At 48.9% G+C, this 19,731-nt stretch carries 18 protein-coding genes and 1 tRNA gene; 11 read left to right on the top strand and 8 right to left on the bottom strand.

Annotated features, from left to right (window positions below; translation table 11 throughout):
• Positions 1 to 560: 560 nt before the first annotated feature.
• The 4 genes from QZN42_RS10180 to QZN42_RS09140 form a co-directional block, all read right to left on the bottom strand.
• Positions 561 to 635 (bottom strand): putative holin-like toxin, encoded by a 75-nt coding sequence (locus QZN42_RS10180; RefSeq protein ID WP_363916640.1) that lies wholly within the window; start codon positions 633 to 635, stop codon positions 561 to 563.
• A gap of 156 nt (positions 636 to 791) precedes the next feature.
• Positions 792 to 1,016, bottom strand: coding sequence for a helix-turn-helix domain-containing protein (locus QZN42_RS09150; RefSeq protein WP_296956871.1), 225 nt, complete (start codon positions 1,014 to 1,016; stop codon positions 792 to 794).
• Positions 1,017 to 1,099: 83 nt separating this feature from the next.
• A complete protein-coding gene (locus tag QZN42_RS09145) occupies positions 1,100 to 1,354 on the bottom strand; it encodes a hypothetical protein (protein WP_296956869.1) in 255 nt (84 codons plus the stop codon).
• Positions 1,355 to 2,238: 884 nt separating this feature from the next.
• The gene (locus QZN42_RS09140) at positions 2,239 to 4,314 is read right to left on the bottom strand and encodes a hypothetical protein (protein WP_296956868.1); all 2,076 of its coding nucleotides are present in this window, start codon (positions 4,312 to 4,314) and stop codon (positions 2,239 to 2,241) included.
• 184 nt (positions 4,315 to 4,498) lie between these two features.
• On the opposite strand from QZN42_RS09140, the gene QZN42_RS09135 reads away from it, so the two are divergent.
• From QZN42_RS09135 to QZN42_RS09110, 6 genes are all read left to right on the top strand, one after another.
• Positions 4,499 to 4,681: a hypothetical protein gene (locus QZN42_RS09135; RefSeq protein ID WP_296956866.1), complete on the top strand. Its 183-nt coding sequence runs from the start codon at positions 4,499 to 4,501 to the stop codon at positions 4,679 to 4,681.
• A 94-nt stretch (positions 4,682 to 4,775) separates the two neighbouring features.
• Positions 4,776 to 5,450 (top strand): hypothetical protein, encoded by a 675-nt coding sequence (locus tag QZN42_RS09130; protein ID WP_296956862.1) that lies wholly within the window; start codon positions 4,776 to 4,778, stop codon positions 5,448 to 5,450.
• A 90-nt stretch (positions 5,451 to 5,540) separates the two neighbouring features.
• On the top strand, positions 5,541 to 5,888 hold the full coding sequence (locus QZN42_RS09125) for a hypothetical protein (RefSeq protein WP_296956860.1): 348 nt from the start codon (positions 5,541 to 5,543) through the stop codon (positions 5,886 to 5,888).
• The gene (locus tag QZN42_RS09120) at positions 5,875 to 6,612 is read left to right on the top strand and encodes a tetratricopeptide repeat protein (protein WP_296956857.1); all 738 of its coding nucleotides are present in this window, start codon (positions 5,875 to 5,877) and stop codon (positions 6,610 to 6,612) included. Before QZN42_RS09125 ends, QZN42_RS09120 begins: the two co-directional genes overlap by 14 nt.
• Before the next feature lie 87 nt (positions 6,613 to 6,699).
• Positions 6,700 to 6,942, top strand: coding sequence for a hypothetical protein (locus QZN42_RS09115; RefSeq protein WP_296956854.1), 243 nt, complete (start codon positions 6,700 to 6,702; stop codon positions 6,940 to 6,942).
• The gene (locus QZN42_RS09110; RefSeq protein WP_296956849.1) at positions 6,932 to 7,207 is read left to right on the top strand and encodes a hypothetical protein; all 276 of its coding nucleotides are present in this window, start codon (positions 6,932 to 6,934) and stop codon (positions 7,205 to 7,207) included. The genes QZN42_RS09115 and QZN42_RS09110 overlap by 11 nt, the downstream gene beginning before the upstream one ends.
• Positions 7,208 to 7,290: 83 nt before the next feature.
• Here the strand turns inward: QZN42_RS09110 and QZN42_RS09105 are convergent, their stop codons facing one another.
• Together QZN42_RS09105 and QZN42_RS09100 are read right to left on the bottom strand one after the other, a co-directional pair.
• Positions 7,291 to 7,626 (bottom strand): hypothetical protein, encoded by a 336-nt coding sequence (locus QZN42_RS09105; RefSeq protein WP_296956847.1) that lies wholly within the window; start codon positions 7,624 to 7,626, stop codon positions 7,291 to 7,293.
• Positions 7,623 to 10,472: a DNA methyltransferase gene (locus QZN42_RS09100; protein ID WP_296956844.1), complete on the bottom strand. Its 2,850-nt coding sequence runs from the start codon at positions 10,470 to 10,472 to the stop codon at positions 7,623 to 7,625. The genes QZN42_RS09105 and QZN42_RS09100 overlap by 4 nt, the downstream gene beginning before the upstream one ends.
• 372 nt (positions 10,473 to 10,844) lie before the next feature.
• On the opposite strand from QZN42_RS09100, the gene QZN42_RS09095 reads away from it, so the two are divergent.
• Positions 10,845 to 11,072, top strand: a complete 228-nt coding sequence (locus QZN42_RS09095) for a helix-turn-helix domain-containing protein (protein ID WP_296956841.1) — start codon at positions 10,845 to 10,847, stop codon at positions 11,070 to 11,072.
• Between the two features lie 227 nt (positions 11,073 to 11,299).
• Entirely contained in the window at positions 11,300 to 11,497 is a 198-nt protein-coding gene (locus QZN42_RS09090) for a hypothetical protein (protein ID WP_296956839.1), read from the top strand.
• A 1,819-nt stretch (positions 11,498 to 13,316) separates the two neighbouring features.
• Here the strand turns inward: QZN42_RS09090 and QZN42_RS09085 are convergent.
• A tRNA-Arg gene (locus tag QZN42_RS09085) sits at positions 13,317 to 13,393 on the bottom strand.
• 137 nt (positions 13,394 to 13,530) lie between these two features.
• A complete protein-coding gene (locus QZN42_RS09080; RefSeq protein ID WP_296956837.1) occupies positions 13,531 to 14,724 on the bottom strand; it encodes a hypothetical protein in 1,194 nt (397 codons plus the stop codon).
• A 187-nt stretch (positions 14,725 to 14,911) separates the two neighbouring features.
• Between QZN42_RS09080 and QZN42_RS09075 the strand changes: the two genes are divergently transcribed.
• From QZN42_RS09075 to QZN42_RS09065, 3 genes are all read left to right on the top strand, one after another.
• Entirely contained in the window at positions 14,912 to 15,982 is a 1,071-nt protein-coding gene (locus QZN42_RS09075) for a 3-dehydroquinate synthase (RefSeq protein ID WP_296956834.1), read from the top strand.
• Positions 15,983 to 16,835: 853 nt separating this feature from the next.
• Positions 16,836 to 18,680, top strand: coding sequence for an alkaline phosphatase (locus tag QZN42_RS09070; protein WP_296956832.1), 1,845 nt, complete (start codon positions 16,836 to 16,838; stop codon positions 18,678 to 18,680).
• Positions 18,677 to 19,111 (top strand): hypothetical protein, encoded by a 435-nt coding sequence (locus QZN42_RS09065; protein ID WP_296956829.1) that lies wholly within the window; start codon positions 18,677 to 18,679, stop codon positions 19,109 to 19,111. Before QZN42_RS09070 ends, QZN42_RS09065 begins: the two co-directional genes overlap by 4 nt.
• Positions 19,112 to 19,731: the final 620 nt, after the last annotated feature.

Genomic DNA, 19,731 nt, shown 5'->3' with positions numbered 1-19,731 from the left:
AAAGCCTTATTGAGAGATGATTTTGTTAATTTCAGAAACCTTTCTGCTGTTTCTCGTTTGAGTTACAATTCAACTTTACACAGTCTATTGTACACTCCCTATTCCGGCCTTACGTGAACGTGTAATCCCGCACGAGGGAGCGCGTGTATTCCCGGCTCCGCGCGTGGAGCCGGGGAACACAGCGTTTTCATTTGGAAAACACATTTGTCCCACCTGCCGGTCATGCCCGGCGTTAACCTCCCTGAAGTGCGGGCAGCCCAGAAGGGGCGAAGGAGTTGTACTATCGTACAAGTCGAAAATGAGATAAAAGAAGCAGGTTAACGGGAGGGTTGGCGGAGCGGCTTGGCAAGTTCTTCTTTCGCCCAAGGCACAAATGAGGCTAAATAAAAAGGCACCATAAAAAATGATGCCTCCTGTTTTTTCATATGTGGTATAATATCCATAGAAAAGAGGCAGCCGATACTTATCCTCTGGTCCAGGATTGGCTTTCTCTTGTTTCTGCTTAAGTTGAAGAGAGCCTCCTAAGCCTTAAGGAAGGCTTTTTTCAATGGAATGAATAATTACTTGTTCTTCATAATGAATGCTATCAGCATGCCGAAAGCAATCATCAGAGACAGTGTTTCGTAAATACCCATAGCATCACCCCCCTTGCGGGAGAGAAAAGCCTTTTTACCGACTACCTCGCAGAAATTATACTATATGTTCGGGTATAATTCCATAAATATTTTAAAACAAAAACGGTGCAGAATGCACCGCTTTTGTGATGAAATTTTTCAAAATTCCCTGCGATTTTACTTGTAAGCCATGAGCTGCCCAATGTCCACGTCCAGTTCTTCCACAATCCGTATCAGGATAGGAAGGGACACCGAAGTGGCCACGTCACCACATTCGATTTTTGACATATACCGGGTGCTGATACCTACCTTGTCTGCCAGGCCTGCCTGGGACAGCCGCTTCTTTTTTCGGAAATAGGCAATCTTCAGGCCCATGCCTCTCGGGTCGATCTGTCTGCCCATACGCTCCTCCTTTCCATGCCCCTGCTTTCGATATTTCCGATTTAATACCCCCGGATTCCCTGCCTGATTGATGATTCGTCTCTTTACCGGAACAGGTGGCGGAAAAAGGGTGATTTCTCTTTCTGCTTCTCCATTTGAGCCTTTAATATGACCTGCCCCAGGGCATCGAATATTTCCGGAAGATAATTTTCCGGAATCTCATACATGGCACACAGGGCCAGCATTATATTGGTGGTGATCACGGAGGAATCTTTTTCATCGGTGACAATATTCACGCGGATTCCCCCGTCCTGTTCAGATGCTTTGATGGTGATGTCTTTGTAATCGTTTTTATCCATATGTTTTCTCCCTGCTCTCTCTGTACTATAGGAAATATTCATTCACCCTGCGAAATCCTGCGTTCCCTTCTATCACCTCTCATCCACAATCATGAGAAAATAGACTGACATTGTGGTACCACTCCAATAGACTGCAAAAGTGTTGCGACTTATGGACTGCTTGTGTGGTACAACTCAATAGACTGCAAAAGTGTTGCGACTTATGGACTGCTTGTGTGGTACAACTCCAATAGACTGCAAAAGTGTTGCGACTTATGCTGCAAAAGTGTTGCGACTTATGGACTGCTTGTGTGGTACAACTCCAATAGACTGCAAAAGTGTTGCGACTTATGGACTGCTTGTGTGGTACAACTCCATAGACTGCAATAGTGTTGCGACCTGTTTCGTGGGCTGACATTGTGGTACAACTCTATTTCAAACCCCAAAAATAAATGCTGGAGCCGGGAGATTTTTGTATATATAGACTGCGATAGTGTTGCGACCTATAGACTGACATATTGTTGCGACCTCATTTCAAGTCGAAAATGGGGCTGCCTGTCAAAAAGCACATGGGATAAAAGTCTCAAACCATCAGCATGGTATCGCTTCAGGCTCCCCACCAACCTCCCCTGGTCAGGGGAGGTCCCGGAGCGAAGCGCAGGGGAAGGGGTCGTACGATCGTTCAAGTCGAAAATGAGATAATTGCCTATCTTCTCCCGGGGAGCTGGCCGCGAAGCGGACTGAGGGGGGACTACCGATTCAAGGCACATTTGAGACTCACCCTGTGAAAGTCCGGAAAGATGGCATAAAAAAACCGTGCGAAATGATTTCATTCCGCACGGTATTTTTTATTTCAAAAAATTCAAATCATTGACTCGGGCATTTTTATTTCTTCATGGCTGTTTTTATTTCGCATTGGCAGCCAGTTCTTTTCTCCGCTCCATTTCGGTCTGGAAGGAATGGTAGGCGTCGGCGGTCTTTGGAAGGAGGCCTTTCATCACTTTAACGATTCCGTCGAAAGGATTTTCAGCTCCATCGGCTGCCGGAGAAAGGATCCGGGAGTAAATTTCAAGGCTTTTCCGGAATTCGTCAAGGGCATCGATATAGTTTCCCTGATCGAACCTGCTTTTTCCTTCGTTATAGAAGGTCCTGGCCTGACTGCTTTCTTTTATCAGTTCATTGGCGGAAGGGAAGGGATCAGAGGGCATTTCATCATAAGACGATGATGGCACCAGAGGTAAGGTAAGGGGGAAGTTGGGCAGTTCCTCTCCAATCGGGGTGACTGAAAGGAAGGGCTGCAATCCGCCGGCAAAAGCGTCAGCGGCTTTTTTCAGGTAATCATCGGGGTCTGCCATTGGGTCATCGGGCTGTTCATCATTGATATAGTACCTGGATACCCAGGCGGCAAGTCCGGTGGCCATGGTACCGGCGATGGCCAGATGAAACGATTTCAAAGATAGAATGGATGGATCTGCATTGCATTTCTTTGAGAAATCAAGTGATTTTTCGTAACTGACGGTGGCATAGGACATCATTTGCAGGCTGCGCATCAGAGAACTGATCCAGAAACGGAGATTGAATCCAGAGGACCGGTCAGGATTTTCGGCTGCCGGGATTTTCAGGTATAAGTTGCCGAATTGATCAAAAATCTCTGCTTTCCGCTGATAGTAGTCATTGGCACTGCTTATTGATTCATAGAGACGGATAATTTCTTTATAAATTTGGGCTTCGCTTTTCTGATTTTCTGTAAAGAGGGCGAAATCATTTTTCCAGAGCTCATCAATCTGCGGGACCGGTTCTTTTCCACCCCAATGGATGGCATTGGCAAGAATGCGGCAGAGGTCATCGATTTCCGGCAGGGAATATTTCATCCTGGGGCTGTGAGAAGGATCCAGGGCTTTCCGGGCTTCCTGAAGGCAGGTCCTGCAGTTGTCCGGCTTTATTTCATTTTGCAGGATATGACAGAAGACAAGGGGAATATGGATTCTGTCCTGACTGGCGTCTATGGCTCGATCTTCTTTGATCCAGCCGGTGGTCACAAGATGGGGGATGAGGGAAATATCGGTCTGGTTTTTGAATAATTCCGGCAGCAGCCTGACCTGGACTCCTTCGAATGAAGCCAGGGAGAGCTTCCGGAGCAAAGTCTTTTCCTCGTCAGTCAGATCGCCGGGGGGCAGAAGGTCTTTTACAAGTTCAGAAAATTTCTTCGGGGAACCGTCATTGTCATCCCCGGACCGGATATCCGGCAGCGTTTCATAATGGCCGGATAGAAGAGCCTGGCGGATTTCAGCGGCTTTCAGGGAGGCGGTGCGCATCGCTCCGGCAATGATTTTGATCAGACCTTCATCATAGTCAATCTGTTTGAAAAGGTCTCTTAACAGGGGAATTATTTTTTTAAGAAACTCTTTTTCATCGTCCTGATGGGACTGGTCAAAGTAGGATTTCCGGAATATTTCCAGACTCTTTTTTTCCTGTGGTGAAAGCTTTAGCTCCTCTTCATTTCCGGCGGAACCGGAAGGTGCGGTGGGCTCAGCGGGGCTTCCATGATCGGGATTCTTACTTTCGGGCGGTTCGCCGACATAGCGGTTTCTTTCAGCCTCGGCACAGATTGCCCTGAGGAAGCCGCGGAGGTCTTTCTCCTGAAAGGCAGCCCGGACGTTTTCTGACGGCGGCCCCATCACTTTCGAAAGGAACTTTGCCCATTGTTCCGTGTATTCAGGGAGAATATTGCGGCCTCGGGCCTTTTTTTCCAGGGCAGAGGCAATGATATCCGCGACTAAATCAGAATTATTTATAATCCGGACGTTTTTGCCTCTGACCTTGATGTACTGGATTGGCTTTTTTCTCCCGCTCATGGTGCTGCTGATATTAGACTGATTGATTCCAAATAAATTCGCCAGCTCCAGCTGGGTGAAGTTGAACCTTGGATTAAACCTTTTGCTGGTCAGAAATTTAAAAAGCAGTCTGTAAGTGATGACCATGATGTCCATCCTTTCGAAATATAGAAATTCTTTCTTTTATTTTATGGAGCGCATGGAACGTTGTCAAATACATAATTCAGAAATAAATGAAAGAAATATTATTGACATACTTTTGAAACGATGCTATACTGAGGCTGTCAGGGGGACTGATGCCCTGCTTACGGATGGAAGGGAGGTGATTTCCATGGAAATAGAAGAGCTTATCTGGCTGCACAACGCACAGCTCCTCATCCTTACGGTCGGTACCGGAATTGGTGCCTTTGGCATCGGGTGGTTGGCGGGGAAGGGAAAGATTCATCTGCCTGTTCTATCCGACTGGCTGGAGTGGGAGGAAGATGAAACCGTCCGGGGTAAGGACGGAAAATAAATTTTAGAAATAAAAAGTAATAAAAATTAAAGCTGCCTGTTTCCATTTGAAGGAAACAGTGAAAAGGAATAAAAGTTAAAGGAAGGTAAATATAATGATGGAAAGTAATGGTAATAATTTCCTCACGATTAAAGATTTGTCCGGGTTCACCTGCTACCAGGGATTGAATCACACAATTTATCTATACAGCCCGGCAGATCAGTATATTACAAGGCAGGGGTTTCATGTCTTGAAAAATCCGCAGGCACGGCCCCAGCCATATGGATCTCTGTATCCCCAGGGACCCCTGATGGTAAGAAGGTCCACCTCAGAGAACCCCTCGTTCCTTTGTCTGCCGGAAAGTGCTTTTGCAAGCATTGAAACACCGGAGCACCACGGAGCCAGTTCTTTGGTGGATATGGTGATCGTGAGCAGACTTTATTCCGGCTATGTGCTGGGGTCACTGAGTCGTTTCCATCCGGACTACGTGGACAGGCTCTTCAATGTTGACAAGCTGTATGACAGGGATCCGATACACGATCCGGGAGCCAGAATTATAGGGACTGCGAGTCTTCGCAAGGCCACTGTTCCTATGCGACCCGGCATCTATGTCCAGAGGCTTCCCGAATTCGCACCCTTCGCTCCGGAGAGCCAGATGCCTTCTCTGGCGGCTATGGCACTCTCCTGTCAGCTCTACCCGGCCGACCCCTGTGCGGCGCAGCTTGCAGAGGTTGTCTCGAACCGTCTGCAGCAGAGACGGGAACAGTTCCAGATGCAAGCTGCCCGTTAAACGGTTAATTAAGAAAACTGCAGGCATGGCTCCACATGGGCGGAACTGCGGCCTGCAGTCTTCATTCTTAAAATATTCAGGAGGTAAACCATGAATATACATATAGACGCAGAGACAATGAGACAATTAGAGGATATGGAAGACGAAGACGTTACCCTTGTCATAAAGGACGACTCGGAAGAGCGGGAGCCGGCGGAAGGGTTCTTGGGGAGGTTCTCTGAGGAAGGTATCTGGAAGGAGCGTTACCAGAAAGTCCTTGATGAAAAAGAGGATCTCTTGGAAACAATTAACGAACTAAAAATGGAATGCCGCTCCTTGAGGCTCAGATGTGATATGACCAACGCAGCCTTTAAGGATATCTGTCATGAATTCAATCGCAGGGAGAAAGTATTGCAGGAATACGGTATTCAAATGGAGGACGAAAATGATGACGAATAATAAAACATACGCCGGAATGAGCCGGGAAGAATTGAAAAACGAATTGGCTGACATCGATTTGGAGCTTTCAGAACGGGAGTTATTAGACCTCATTGAAAATTTTGTCTCTGTTACGGATTCCGGGGATGAAGATCGGGTCCTTCCTTTCGCCGAAAAACTTGCGGAACAGGTGGGCAATGCAGATGCTGCGGAAGTGGCCGGAGAGATTCATTTCAAAAGGAAGCACATCCCTGAAGCAGCAGGCTTCTTTAAGCTGGGAGCGGCCAGGGGTAATACCCGTGCGATGCTCTTCATGGCGGAGTTCTACAACTGGGGTCAGATCCCATGTGAGGACCCCAAGAAGGAGTACTACTATTGGGTTAAGAAGGCCTCGGGCCTTGGCGATGTTCAAGCGTCGTACCAGTTAGCTTACTGTTACAGAGACGGCATTGGCGTTAAGCGAAACCGGCAAAAATATCGAGCTCTTCTCCAGGAGGCGGCTGATGGCGGATGCGCTGATGCAGTCAAAGAGCTTGCGCAGCTCCTGATCATCGGGGATAGATCCGTAAAGCCTGACCTTGTGAAATCGAGGGCGTTACTCCAGCAGCTTGTCGATGAGGGAGATGGAGAGGCAATTTTTATTCTGGCCTGTACCTATATCGACGTTGACCCTCAAAAATGTGATGCTCTTCTTCGTCAGGCGGCGGCAAAAAAAGTACCGGAAGCTATGGCACTCGTATATTGATATTGATCAAAGAAATTTTTGAAATATTTATTATTCTGTTTATTTTCCGGAAGCCCCTTAGGGGCGGCCGGGATTTTAGGAGGTAATATGGGCCGACGTTCATACAAGCAATCACTTATTGAAAAGATTACAGATAACTACTGGGATTTCACAGCGAAAGAATTACAGAGATTCACGGTTAACCAGTTGGATTGGATCCTGTCCTTTCTGGAAGATAAGGAAGGTCCCGATTCCCAGCCGGGGCCGCTGCTCAGTCAGGGGGAGAAAAAGGCTTTGCTCCGCAAAGTTCGAGCCTGCGATTTCTCCTGTTTCGACAGCGATGACGACTGATAGAAAAGACAATGAAAACCGCTTTTCCCGCCTCTGGAAAGATAAAGATCTCACCAACGCCTTTTTTCTGGGCATGCTGGCCGGCATTCTCCTTCTGGCCCTGGCATTGGGCTTCTGGATGGAATCCGGGTTAGCAAAGGCGATGAGGTTTGAAAAAATGATTCCTGCCAGCCGCAGAGAGCACTTTCTGGTAAAGAGCCCGCGGAAGTACCTGTATTTCCGCAGGAGCGATGGCTCCCGACCCTGCGTGCCCTGGCGGCTCTGAGAATTCACAATAAAAAAGACCGGGCGAAATGAGTCTTCATTCTGTCCGGTCTTTGATTTCTTTGCGGTTGGTTCAGGGCATTTTCAGTTGCACACTCTGGCGATGGGTTCCCCGCATTTTTTGCAGTTTCCTTCGATGACCACCATTCCATGATCCCAGCGGAGGACATAGCCCGGTTTGAAGGAGGTCACTCCTCGGCACTTGCTGCAGAATGCATTGTGAAGCAGCAGTTCCCGGAAATCCTCGGGAACCTCCTTCCACGCCTTCACCGCCCGGATGTCCGTGATCCCCCGGCCTTTCTCCCATTCGTCCTGTTCCATTTCCCGGCGGATGAATTTTTCGACTGTATATTCATCGCACCCGTTTTTGCGGAATTCGTCCGCCATTTCTTTATACTTGCCGGTGTATTTCTTTTTCATGATTGCTGTTCCTTTTCTTTTTCAATTAAAGATTCATACATTTTCATCAGTTCCGCCACGCAGTCTTCTTCTTTCATGGTATGCCAGTTGAAGCCATAGGCTTCCATGACGGCCTTGTCATTTTCGATATGAGCCTTGCGAAGCTCCGTCGGCATGAGAAGGGGATCGTAGAGATCGGCCAGACTGCTGTCGGGGTATAGGGCCCGGGCACCAAGGATCATTTGGGCAGTTTGCTCAATGAGGGCTTTTTGTTTATCTGTTGGGGTTGGCCAAGGGAAAGTATTGTAGACAGTTGTAATGTTATAACTATAGTCGCTCTTAAGCCTACCCGCAGTTAGACGCATCCATGCGTTGTGAACATTAGACGTTAAAACGCCAAAATGGTAAAGAGTAGCGTCTGGGATAATAAATAATTTGTCGCCTGCAATAATATCACAAGATAGATAACCCATTGGAATATATCTACGCCGACAAGAAGAAACTTTGGGTAATGCTATGTAGTTGCCATCAGGCTGGGAAATTTGGGCGAATAATGTTGGAGTATCTGCTAACTTTACTGTGGAAGCAGCTGTACTTGAAAGGCGATAATCTTGTACATTTTTAAGATGTTTCATCAACATTGGTGATTTTAGCTCGTTGGGTTTAGCATTAACGAGCCACAAGCAATATCTTTCGATGTTATTGATAAATTCACGCCCCATCATGAATCGGTGAATAAATTTTAAAGATTGAGGTTCATTCTTTTTAAACTTTTCATATTCATCACGATCAAAAATAAAACCACCGCCGTCTTTAGGCATATTGCCAAGTACCATCTTGGGTACATCACTTAAGGGCAAAGGGCGACGAATTACTATTGTTTCCGGGCCCTCAGTCAAATATGGACTGATATTATAAACAGCATTCTTTTCATTGCCTTCGAAGAGATATTTTTGTTTGTGAGGCGTGGATTTCAGCGAAAATCCAATTATGACAACGTGCACGGCGGCCATATCTTTAGTTTCACTGCGCCATACGAAAGTAGTATGAGCAAAATCTATGCTGATGTGATATTCATTGAAAAGCCGGGACCACAAATCAGATACTTGTACACCTTGAGTAATTGAATTGGTTGATACAAAGGCACATTTTATGTTTGTTCCTTGAATATATTGTGCAGCCTTCATATACCATGCCGTTACATAATCTAAACGGTTCGTTTTGGCACCGAAAATAGATTTCATATCAGATTTTTGAGAAGGTGACATCCAATCATACCCGACAAATGGTGGGTTCCCCATTGCCCAGACTTTGTTGGAAGGTGGTAATATTTCCTTCCAGTCCATCCTAAGTGCGTTTCCTTCGTGGATATTGGCATTTGTTTTGAGTGGCAGGAAGTCGATTTCCATGTGGATGATTTTTTCTGTTTCCCTGAGCATCTGGGATTCGGCGATCCAGAGGGCTGTCTTGGCTACGGTGACTGCAAAGTCATTGATTTCGATTCCGTAGAACTGGCGGATGGAGACTTTCACGGGATTGACGAAGCTCAGGTACTGCATATTTCCTGCCAGTTCCCAGATGACTTTATTTTCCAGGCGGCGGATGGAGAGGTAGGTCTCGGTGAGGAAGTTTCCGCTGCCGCAGGCGGGGTCGAAGAAACGGAGGGAGGCCAGTTTGTCCTGAAATTTTTCCAGTTTCGCCCGATAGGCGGGGCGGAGTTCTATTTCCTTTCTTCCGCTCCCGCTTTTCACCAGCTTCAGGTCCGCCGGGATATCGATGAGGGAGTGAAGTTCTTTTTCCAGGTCTTCCAGGAAGAGGGGGTCGATGACTTTGTGAATATTTTCGATGGATGTGTAGTGCATGCCTCCCTTTCTGCGGGTCTCGGGGTTCAGGGTGGATTCGAAAACGGCCCCGAAAATGGTGGGGGAGATTTTTGACCAGTTGAAGCCTGCACTCATTTCATCGCAGATGATGTGAAGGATGTCTTTCGTGATGAAGGGTATTTCCACTTGTTCGTCGTGGAAAAGTCCACCGTTCACATAGGGGAATACGGAGAGGCTCTGCTGCATGTATGGGTCCCGGTCTTCGGGTTTTGTGTCCAGGACTTTGAATAATTTAATGAGTCCGTCCCGGATATTTTCTTCATTCCAGGTGAGGAGGAATCTGCGGAATCCGTCGATTCCGGGAAAAAGACCTGCGTCTTCCGCATAGAGGCAGAAAACGATACGGACGCAGAGGATATTGAGGGATTTGGCGGAATGTTCGCTGGAGGGGTCCCGGTATTCTTTGTAAAGGGCATCGTAAAGCTTGCCCACCAGTTCACCGGCTTTAACGGAGACTTCTACTTCATCGTGATGCTCGGGCCTTTCTTTTTCATCGGCCAGGAACTGCAGTTTCTGCAGGTGGGAGGGAAGTTTTGCTACGGGAATTTTGATGGGCAGCCGCTCCGACTCCGGCACGTTCATGTCATAAATCCATATTTCCCTGAAATTGCTGGTTACGATATACCGGCTTTTCTCGGAAAGGGAGAAGGTCTGGTCGTATTCATAGGCCTGTTCATAAACGGAATGATAGGTCTGCCCGTGACGGCTGTAGGTCTTTCCCTCCGGCAGTTCCAGTGGAAAGGTGGACTCTTTCTGCTCGATCAGGATCCGAAGGGAGGGAATCCTGGCATCGATGAAGATTTTGCTGCCCGTCAGATGCTGCACCGGCACTTCGAACTCAATATACCGCGTAGGAGACTGTACGCCCAGTATTTCCAGAAGTTCCAGCCAGAAAAGGGACGTATTTCCATCTTCTTTGTAATCCTGCTTCGTCCAGTGGTCTGCAAAGCTTTTTGCCCGTTTTTTCTGTTCCGCCAAAGTCATAGTCATACCCCTCGAAATAAATATGTATATATATAAGTATAGCAGAAATAAAAAGAGGTGACTCCTCTTGCCGGTTCCTTATGATCTGGAGATTTGACAGAAGGTGAAAAAATTTGAAAAACCGGCCGCCAAATTTTTGTACGCGACAGGGGCTGGCATGTGCGGGTGGTATAGTACAGTCAGGAAGGAGCAGCTATTTCCAAAGGAGGCGAAACGGGCGCTACACACGGCCGGATGTACTGGCTGTTGTCGGAATTTTTGGCAGGTGAGCACTTTCTTAAAACTGAACTAACTGGGGTTAAAGTGGAACTGATAGTTCCTTTCAAAAAGTGAATAAAAATATGATAATAATACATATGAAGGAGGGAGTGTATGGGAAAGCAGATTGACCCAAGGGGAATGGGTATAAAAATAGCCTACTACCGGAAGAAGAAGCGGCTGACCCAGGTGGATCTGGCCGACAAGGTCGGAATCAGCAGCAGGTATATGTCCAAGATCGAATGTGGAGACGTGGCCGGCTCCATGTCTCTCCCTATCCTTGTACGTATTGCCGAGGAACTGGATGTGGGGATTCAGGATCTCATGGCTTATAAGAAATAATAAGGAGTCCCATGACCGGGGAGTCATGGGATTTTTTATTGGGAAAACGCGGGCTTGAGAGGGCTTACGCCTTCCGGCGGGCCTGCTTCCGGTTCCCTGGCAGGTAGAAATTAATGGCTGAAAAACTAATAACTAAGCGCCAAAAACTTTTTCCCAAAGACATCTCCTGTCACTCCAATGCGTTATAATACTCTTCGCATGGGACAGGTGGTCAGGCAAGGAGGCTTATGGAAGAGGAACGGAAAGAGAAGAGGCAGGAAATAGGGATGGTGGAAAATCAGGAGGAACGGGAATTTTATACGGACGAGGAATTTGAGGGAATTTATAATGAATTCTGGACGCGCATGACGTACCGGTTCATCCGGTTCTTCGTGGCAGGTTTCCTCACAGGCCTGGTGGTGGCAGGCATCGTGGTCAAAGCGTAAGGGGGGAAGAGCCGATTGGGCAGCAATCGGCTCTTTTCACTTGCGGTGAAGTGGTAAGTGATCAGTCAGGCAGCGAACCGATTTTGGCGGAGCAAAGGGACACTCATAATCGTGTGAGCCGCCTGTGCAGTGGCTGAAGGTGTCGGCGCTCTCCGCCGACGATTTTTATGGGGACTGTGCACAGACGGGCTGGAAATACCCATTCAGGCCGAACGTTACAGGCCCCGGCCTGGGGGCGGCGAGCGAAGCGGGAAGGGAATCGTCCCTGCAAGCCGGGAAAGACGATGAATCACAGGGGAAAATAATGCAGGATTTCTTCATTTGAAAAAAAGTTTAATCTAAATCTAATAAAATAAATTTCCTTTTCTGTACTATATAGACAGAGAAATGAAGAAAGATGTGCACACTCGATCGAACCGGGCGGAAGGGCAAAGCGGGCCGGATTCCAATCTCCCTCATACCGGTATGAAAACAAAATCAAGAAAATCCCCCGATTGAAAGACCAGAAATCAAGCGTCAGTAACCTCACGACATGACAAACTTGCCGGCCACCTCCGTCAAACGGCAGCTCCGTCCCTGCGTGTCTAGGCCAAAGTCCCTGCAGCCGATTGATCTATACGGCCATGATTCCCCCCGTCTATTCGATTGGGGGATTTTTTGTTTATTGGGGTCATCGGATAGAGTCAGATGCGGTATTCGTGGGTTAGCCTCACCACGGCGAGCCCCGGTACAGGCACTTCCGAGATTTCGTGATTCGTGATTCGTGGTTCGTGAAGGTAGCGGCCTGATGGCCGCTGATTATTTATGGGGATTTTGCACAGGCTTTTTTATGGAGTCTTTTATCAGATCAGATGGTTTGTGTCATCTCCGGTAGTCGGGGTTAGCCTCACAGAGGCATGCCCCATTAGATTCTATTCCGAAAATTCGGGGTGCGGGGTGCGGGGTGCGGGGTGCGGGAAGGTGTCGCCCCTGATGGGGCGACAAATTATTTATGGGGATTTTGCACAGGCGGGGATGATGCCGGTTATCACTGATGGCGTGCTCCACGCGTCCGGGGAGCTCCCAAAGGGTGAGGGGGCGTACGATCATTAGCACGGAAATTGACTGGAAAGAATCCATGCGTTACGTAATAGATTCCAAGTCATTTGTCTTTTTTACGGATAGAGTCAGATGCGGTATTCGTGGGTTAGCCTCACCACGGCGAGACCCGGTATTGTCAGTATCGAGATTTCGTGATTCGTGGTTCGTGATTCGTGGTTCGTGAAGGTAGCGGCCTGAGGGCCGCCGATTATTTATGGGGACTTTGCACAGGCTTTTTTATTGAGTCTTTTATCAGATCAGATGGTTTGTGTCATTTCCGGTAGTCGGGGTTAGCCTCACAGAGGCAGGCCCCATTAGATTCTATTCCGAAAATTCGGGGTGCGGGGTGCGGGGTGCGGGGTGCGGGAAGGTATCGCCCCTGATGGGGCGACAAATTATTTATGGGGACTTTGCACAGGCGGGTGTGAAATACCCGTTCAAGTCGTAACGGTCAGGCTCCCGAAGTTCTTTTTTTGTGCCAATCGGCACTCTCCGCATGGCCGGGAATACACGCTGTCTTTCGTGCGGGGATGCAGGTCCACGTAAGGCCGGGAATACAGGTCCGGGCCGCCGAAGAAGAGCCACCGCCTGCGGAAAACCTTTACAGCACAAGTGGGGGCCAGAGGCCCCATATAAAAACTGCGCCCGCAAGGGTGCCACCTTCACTTATCACTTACCATTGATCTGACAAAACAAAAACAGCACTTCTGTCTCTATCAGAAGTGCTGCAGCAATCAAATGGTGCGCCTGGGGAGATTCGAACTCCCGACACACGGTTTAGGAAACCGCTGCTCTATCCAGCTGAGCTACAAACGCATTAATATTATTTTACAAGAGTAGTGCTTATTTTTCAAGTCAAAGGGATGCGAGTTGTTAGTGGTTAGTTGTTGGTTTTTAGTTGCTGGTTGAGTGACCGTTAATTACTAAAAACTACGCACTATGCACTAAAAACTTCAAAACAAATCTTTCAGATCTTTTATTTCCTTCAGGTTTTTCAGTTTTGAGAGGAGTCCTTTTTTCGCTGCTTTCTTTGCAAAGGGCTTGGGGGCCATGGGTTTGGCGGGACCGGGTTTATGGATGCGGGGGACGGGATAGGCATTGTCCGACGGTTTAAAGGGAGGAGGCGCGGTGAAGACGGGCATGCGGAAGGAGGGAGGTGCCATGATTTTCGGTTTCACCGGAGGCACGCTTCTGGCGGGGCCTCTCATTTCGCTCCGTCCGTAGGGGATGTAGTGGTAGGATTTCGATGCGGGATCCGGCACGTTTCGTTCTGCGATATATTTCGTACCGTTGAAATCGTGTCCGCGGAGGCGTTCGAGGAGCATGGAGGCCATGACCTGGGGCGAGAAGTAGGCAAAGGGAAGGCGAGGGGCCATGCGGGCGATGGAGGAGAGGAAGGAGGCTTTCACGTCATCCATATCCATGTGAAGGTCTCTCCGTATTTCATCCATGAGCATGATCATGCCCTTCTGGGTGGGGAAAAGGTTTTCGTAGGGGACGAGGTTGTTTTTATTTCCCATGCCCGACATATCAATGAAGAAGACGAGGTAGAAATAGGGCAGCGCGTTTTCGTTGTCTTTCACCCGCAGGTAGAAATTGGCCACCGTGTAGTAGGTATTTCTGAGTTTGGACCATTCGCCGGCCATGGTGTACAGGGAAATCTTCTGCTGGAAGGCGCGGTACAGGATGTCTCTGGCGGTGAAGGGTTCGCCTCTCTGGGAGAGGGCGGTCTGGGATTCGCCGATTTCTCCTTCCGTCAGTCCGTAGTTTTCCCGTGCGTTCAGCACGTAGGCCATGTGGTGGCCGATTTCCGCCTTGCCTTCCCTGGTGAGGACGAAGAATTTCGGCACGCTGTGGGCGTAGTCTTTTTCCGGGATGTTCTGGACCACCCGGCGGGTGAGTTCCGCATGGGTGCCTTCGCCGGAAAGGCCGTAACGCTTCAGGAAATCGGAAAGCGCTTTATCCGGCAGCATATTCACCGTTTCCTGGGGTTTGCTTTCCCGGATCCAGCCTTCTTTCTGGAGGGAAATGAGCCGGCTGTTGGCATCGTCGCCAAAATTTTTCATATCAAAAGGGGAAATCCTGTGATGCACCGGTTTACCGTCAAAGTAGTCGAGCAGCAGGATATCCCTGATGGACAGGCCCATGTTTTTCCCTCCCTTCCAATACTATTCCATTCTTAATTATAATGCAGAGGGAAGGGATTGGGAAGGGCCCTGAAAAATTAGGAAATATCGGCAGATATTGTGGAAATTCATCCGCTCTTTCCAATTTCCTATGATATAATAAGATAAGATTATTTCCTTTATTTCAGATTTGAACGAGGTGAAGGGTATGGACAAAATTCATATTAACCTTGGCGGTGATTCCTACGATATTGTGATCGACAACGGCCTTGTGAACAAAGCAGGCCCTATGATCCGGGAACTCACCGGCGCGACCAAAGCAGCCATCATCACGGAAGACGGCATTGACAAGCTTTACGGCAATGATCTGGTCAAATCTCTGGAAGAAGCGGGTATGAGCGTGCAGATGATCGTCGTTCCCTCTTCCAAGAAATTCCGCACCCTTCGCATGGTCAGCAAAGTCTATGGAGCCCTTGTGGACTTCGGTTTTGGAAGCGATGATCTGCTCATCGCCCTGGGCGGCCGTATCGTAGGCGATATTACCGGTTTCGCCGCAGCCACCTATCGCCGCGGTGTGCGCTACATCCAGTTCCCCACCTCCGTCCTCGCGCAGATCGGTTCGTCCATCGGCGGGAAAATCACCCTCGATACGGATGCAGGCAAAGATATCGTAGGCACCTTCTATCAGCCGAAAGCCGTTTACATCGACCCGGGCATGGCAAAGACCCTGCCCCGCCGTTTCTTCCACAATGGCCTGGGCGAAGCCGTAAGGCTGGGCTGCGTGGCAGACAGGGAACTTTTCGAACTTTTCGAAAAAGTCACCTCTGATATGGATATTTACCGGGTGCTTCCGGAAATCATCCGCCGCTGCTGCATCATCAAGGCCCATTATGTGGAACTGGACCCGCTTTCAAAGAATGAACGCCGTCTCCTCGATTTCGGCCATACCATCGGCAGTGCCATCGAAAGATGCTCCCGCTACAACAATATGGAAATCACCCACGGTGAAGCTACGGCTATCGGCATGTACCGTGTGACCCAGCGCTCTGAAGCAGAAGGAGCTACCGTCCATGGCACCGCAGGCCGCCTGGAATACGTGCTGAAGTCCCTGTCCCTCCCCATTTCCACAGCCATCCCGAACAAGATTCTTCTGGAAGCTTTGAAACAGGATAAAAACCTTCACGGAGATACGATTCCGGTCACGATCATCACCGAAATCGGCAAGGGTGAAATCAGGCCGGCCACACTCAATGAAATCATCGGCGCACTGAAAGATTAAGAAATAGAAATATGGAAATCCGCAGGACCCTTTTGGTCCTGCGGATTTTTTTGCGCCTTCTGCAGGATTTCTGACTTCCCGGTCAGAACGCTGTGCTTTTTCCGTTCCACGCGCACGGCCGGGAATGAATTTGGGGATTGGGAATCAGGCACAATGAATATGGCTTGAGTCAGTTTCGATAGTAATCCCCTTATGTGTCTTTCAGCGAACCCGCAAGTCGGAAAGCGTCTGAGCCACTTTCGACTTGAACGATAGTACAACCCACCCGACCTCGCTTCGCTCGGCCACCCTCCCAATCATTGGGAGGGCTTGAGCGGTAACGACTTGAATGGGTTTGGTTAATATCGAAAATACTCTTTCAACCGGATTTCTGACATCCGAAAGAGAACGCTGCGCTCCCCTCGCTCCACGTGCGGCCGGGAATACACACTCCCCCTCGTGCGGAGGTACACGTTCACGTAAGGCCGGGAATACAGGTCGGGGTCGTAAGTGTAGAGTCACCGCCTGCGTAGAATCTCTTTCAGCACGATTGGGAGCCAAAGGCCAATATATACCCGGCGCCTCCAAATTTTGGGGCGGCCGCCTTCACGAATCACGAACCACGAATCACGAATCACGAACCATGAACAACGATCATCACTGTCCAGGATATCGAATCTTTACATTTCATGGCGACTGTCAATTTTATTTCCAAAACTCATACAATTCTAATCATTATTTTTCCAAACTCATACGAAACCCTGTATTTCTTCTTTCATCGCCCTTTTAAGATGATATGCAGAACAATCAATTTGACCGCTTGCGGTCTGTGGCCCATGGGCCTGTTTCTCTCTAAAAGGGGAAGGAGTTAATAATGAAAAAATCCTGGATGAAAGCAGCCATCTGCGGAATTCTCGCAGGAACTGCCATGCTTGGCGGAGTCATGAGTGCTGATGCTTCTGATATTCGCATTCTGCCGGTAGACACCGCAAAGTTCTGGGCTGGTGCCCGTTTTGATTTCGATGTGGAAGTAGCCAATGCAAAAGGCCTCCAGAATGTAGACGTACAGATCAACGGCGTATCCGCTGACAAATACTTCGGCAAAGAAGCAGTTACAAAAGTTCTGGACAATGGTGTGACCTCCTACCGTATCGATGGAGTCAACTTTGCAAAACCGGGCGATGTCAAAGTTACGGTAACCGCAAAGGATTCCCTCGGAACTTCCACCCAGTCCGCTGCTTACAAAGTAGTCAAAGAAGCTTCCCAGAAGAAAGCTAAAAACGTCATCCTCTTCGTAGGCGATGGCATGTCCCTCCAGATTCGTGAAATCGGCCGTATCCTTTCCAAAGGCATGACCAACGGGAAATTTAATGATCTTCTCGCTATGGAAAAACTGGACCACAACTGCCTCATCACCACTTCCGGTTATGATTCCCTCGTTACCGACTCCGCAAACTCTGCCTCCGCTTATGCTACCGGTCATAAATCCGTAGTCAATGCTATGGGCGTTTACGAAGATTCCACCAAAGATCCTCTCGATGATCCGAAAGTAGAAAATATTTCCGAAATCCTGAAACGTACCCGCGGCATGTCCGTCGGCATCGTAACCCAGGCTGAATCCACCGATGCTACCCCGGCAGCTATGGTAGGTCATACCCGCAGAAGAGCACTCCAGGATTACCTGTCCAACAATTACCTCGAAGAATACCATCGTCCTGACGTCATCATGGGCGGCGGCTCTGCCCGTTATGTTCCGAAGAGCGTAGCCGGTTCCAAGAGAAAAGATGACATCAATGTCATCCAGAAATTCAAAGACCTGGGCTACACCTTCGTAGACAATTCCACCGATATGATGGCAGCTCCGGCTGACAAACCGCTCCTCGGCCTCTTCACCCCGAGCACCATGAACGTATACATCGACCGTGAAATGCTGAGAGACCCGAAAGTCCTCAAAGGCCATATGGATCAGCCGAACCTCATGAACATGACCAAAAAGACTCTCGATATCCTCTCCAAAAACCCGAACGGCTTCTTCGCTATGATCGAAGGCGGTTCCATCGATAAACAGCTCCACGTCATGGACTGGCAGAGATCCGCTTACGACCTCATCGAATTCGATAAATCCATCGAATACGCTGAAAAGTGGGCAAAAGAACATGGCGACAATACCCTGATCATCGTCGTAGCCGATCACTCCCATGGTATTTCCATCTCCGGCACCTACCATGAAAGAGACGGAAAGACCGGCGAAGATGCAGTACGTACCTATGCAAAATCCATTTTCCCGACCTTCAAGGATGTAAACCATGACGGATTCCCGGAAAATCCGGATCCGGACGTAACCATTGCCGTTCAGTATGCAAACCATCCTGAATACTACGAAAACTACCGCTTCATGAAGACCCCGACCCCGCCGGCCCTCGCAATTACCGAAACCAAAGAAGAAGCTGTCCAGAATGGGGACAAGATCGAATACCATCAGGTTTCCAAAGCTTCCTCCAAGGCAAATCCGGCCCGCATTCCGAAGAATGGCAAAGCCGAACTCGTACCGGCCAATATTCCGAAGAATGAAACTCAGGAATGCCATTCCGCCGATGATGTAGTCCTCAACGCAGGAGGCCCGGGCTCCGAATACTTCCATGGCGTTATGGATAACACCGAAGTCTTCTTCGGTATGCTCCGTGCCCTTGGCATCGATGCTACCAAATCTCATAAATGAGAAAATTTCTTCTGACTTCCTTTATGGCTCTCATCCTTGCGCTGACCGGAATCACGGCAGCCTTTGCGGAAGAATTATCGTTTAACGAAATTTATTCCGGGTATCAGGACGGCGGACTCGTCTTCTCTGACAAGGTACAGAGCCTTGAAGGCGGCTCAGTGACCATGCAGGGCTATATGGCCCCACCACTGACGCCGACCATACATTTCTTCGTACTCACTGCCGTTCCCATGTCCATCTGCCCTTTCTGTAATTCAGATGCCGACTGGCCTGAGGACATCGTGGTCGTTAAAGTCAACGAACCCATCACTGCACTCCCCTATGATACCCCCATCACCGTCACAGGCACACTGGAAACAGGCAGCGAGACAGACGAAGAAACCGGATTTGTGAGCCAGCTTCGGATCAACGCCGATTCCATTACGGGCTGATTTCTCCTGCCGGAAATATCGCTTACACATTCTGAGGGCTGCCGCGAGGCGCCCTCTTTTTCTTGCTTTGCAGGAAATAGGAAATAGAGTTCTTCTGCCTGATTACTATGAAAGTGGAAATACTTTTGAATCGGGAATCTCGAGGTTATCGGGATTATCGGGGCTATCGGGAAGGTGGCGGCGCAAATTCATGAGCGCCGCAAGTATTGATTTTTAAACCTTCTCAACCGGTCCTGCGGGCGGAGGAATCAGGCCAGCCTCGATGCCTGGGGGCGCGCATAGCCTTCCCCTGGAGGGGAAGGTGTCGCTGAAAGCGACGGATAGGGTGTTCCCACGGCATCCATGAAAATGGCTCAGGCCCTTCACGCGTTATGCTCCGCCCGGATCCGTACCAATACCACCGGGGAGCATGCAGCGAGTTCCTTTGCAAGTCAGTTTTCCGGCTGATGAGACTAAATGCCAAAAGGCACATGGGATATATGTCAAAAATCCCTGGCATGCAAACGGTAAAGGCTCCCCAGGTTTACTATAAAACCATTATCCCGAAAAACCCAAAAAAGGGCGCACTTACCCCAGGGTCCATTTTTTAGCTTTTTTCAGTTAGCGATTGCCATGGTAGA

Source organism: uncultured Dialister sp., assembly GCA_900314595.1.
Classification (GTDB): domain Bacteria; phylum Bacillota; class Negativicutes; order Veillonellales; family Dialisteraceae; genus Dialister.
The sequence above is the reverse complement of the archived record's forward strand: the minus strand, read 5'-3'. Positions and strand labels throughout refer to the sequence as shown.

What these genes read in the sequence shown, in the direction of transcription:
- QZN42_RS09080 (WP_296956837.1), bottom strand. Translation starts at nt 14,724, where the DNA reads ATGGGCCTGTCCATCAGGGATATCCTGCTGCTCGACTACTTTGACGGT.
- QZN42_RS09150 (WP_296956871.1), bottom strand. Translation starts at nt 1,016, where the DNA reads ATGGGCAGACAGATCGACCCGAGAGGCATGGGCCTGAAGATTGCCTAT.
- QZN42_RS09105 (WP_296956847.1), bottom strand. Translation starts at nt 7,626, where the DNA reads ATGAAAAAGAAATACACCGGCAAGTATAAAGAAATGGCGGACGAATTC.
- QZN42_RS09120 (WP_296956857.1), top strand. Translation starts at nt 5,875, where the DNA reads ATGATGACGAATAATAAAACATACGCCGGAATGAGCCGGGAAGAATTG.
- QZN42_RS09115 (WP_296956854.1), top strand. Translation starts at nt 6,700, where the DNA reads ATGGGCCGACGTTCATACAAGCAATCACTTATTGAAAAGATTACAGAT.
- QZN42_RS09095 (WP_296956841.1), top strand. Translation starts at nt 10,845, where the DNA reads ATGGGAAAGCAGATTGACCCAAGGGGAATGGGTATAAAAATAGCCTAC.
- QZN42_RS09070 (WP_296956832.1), top strand. Translation starts at nt 16,836, where the DNA reads ATGAAAAAATCCTGGATGAAAGCAGCCATCTGCGGAATTCTCGCAGGA.
- QZN42_RS09110 (WP_296956849.1), top strand. Translation starts at nt 6,932, where the DNA reads ATGACGACTGATAGAAAAGACAATGAAAACCGCTTTTCCCGCCTCTGG.
- QZN42_RS09140 (WP_296956868.1), bottom strand. Translation starts at nt 4,314, where the DNA reads ATGGTCATCACTTACAGACTGCTTTTTAAATTTCTGACCAGCAAAAGG.
- QZN42_RS09145 (WP_296956869.1), bottom strand. Translation starts at nt 1,354, where the DNA reads ATGGATAAAAACGATTACAAAGACATCACCATCAAAGCATCTGAACAG.
- QZN42_RS09130 (WP_296956862.1), top strand. Translation starts at nt 4,776, where the DNA reads ATGATGGAAAGTAATGGTAATAATTTCCTCACGATTAAAGATTTGTCC.
- QZN42_RS09075 (WP_296956834.1), top strand. Translation starts at nt 14,912, where the DNA reads ATGGACAAAATTCATATTAACCTTGGCGGTGATTCCTACGATATTGTG.
- QZN42_RS09125 (WP_296956860.1), top strand. Translation starts at nt 5,541, where the DNA reads ATGAATATACATATAGACGCAGAGACAATGAGACAATTAGAGGATATG.
- QZN42_RS09135 (WP_296956866.1), top strand. Translation starts at nt 4,499, where the DNA reads ATGGAAATAGAAGAGCTTATCTGGCTGCACAACGCACAGCTCCTCATC.
- QZN42_RS09090 (WP_296956839.1), top strand. Translation starts at nt 11,300, where the DNA reads ATGGAAGAGGAACGGAAAGAGAAGAGGCAGGAAATAGGGATGGTGGAA.
- QZN42_RS09065 (WP_296956829.1), top strand. Translation starts at nt 18,677, where the DNA reads ATGAGAAAATTTCTTCTGACTTCCTTTATGGCTCTCATCCTTGCGCTG.
- QZN42_RS09100 (WP_296956844.1), bottom strand. Translation starts at nt 10,472, where the DNA reads ATGACTTTGGCGGAACAGAAAAAACGGGCAAAAAGCTTTGCAGACCAC.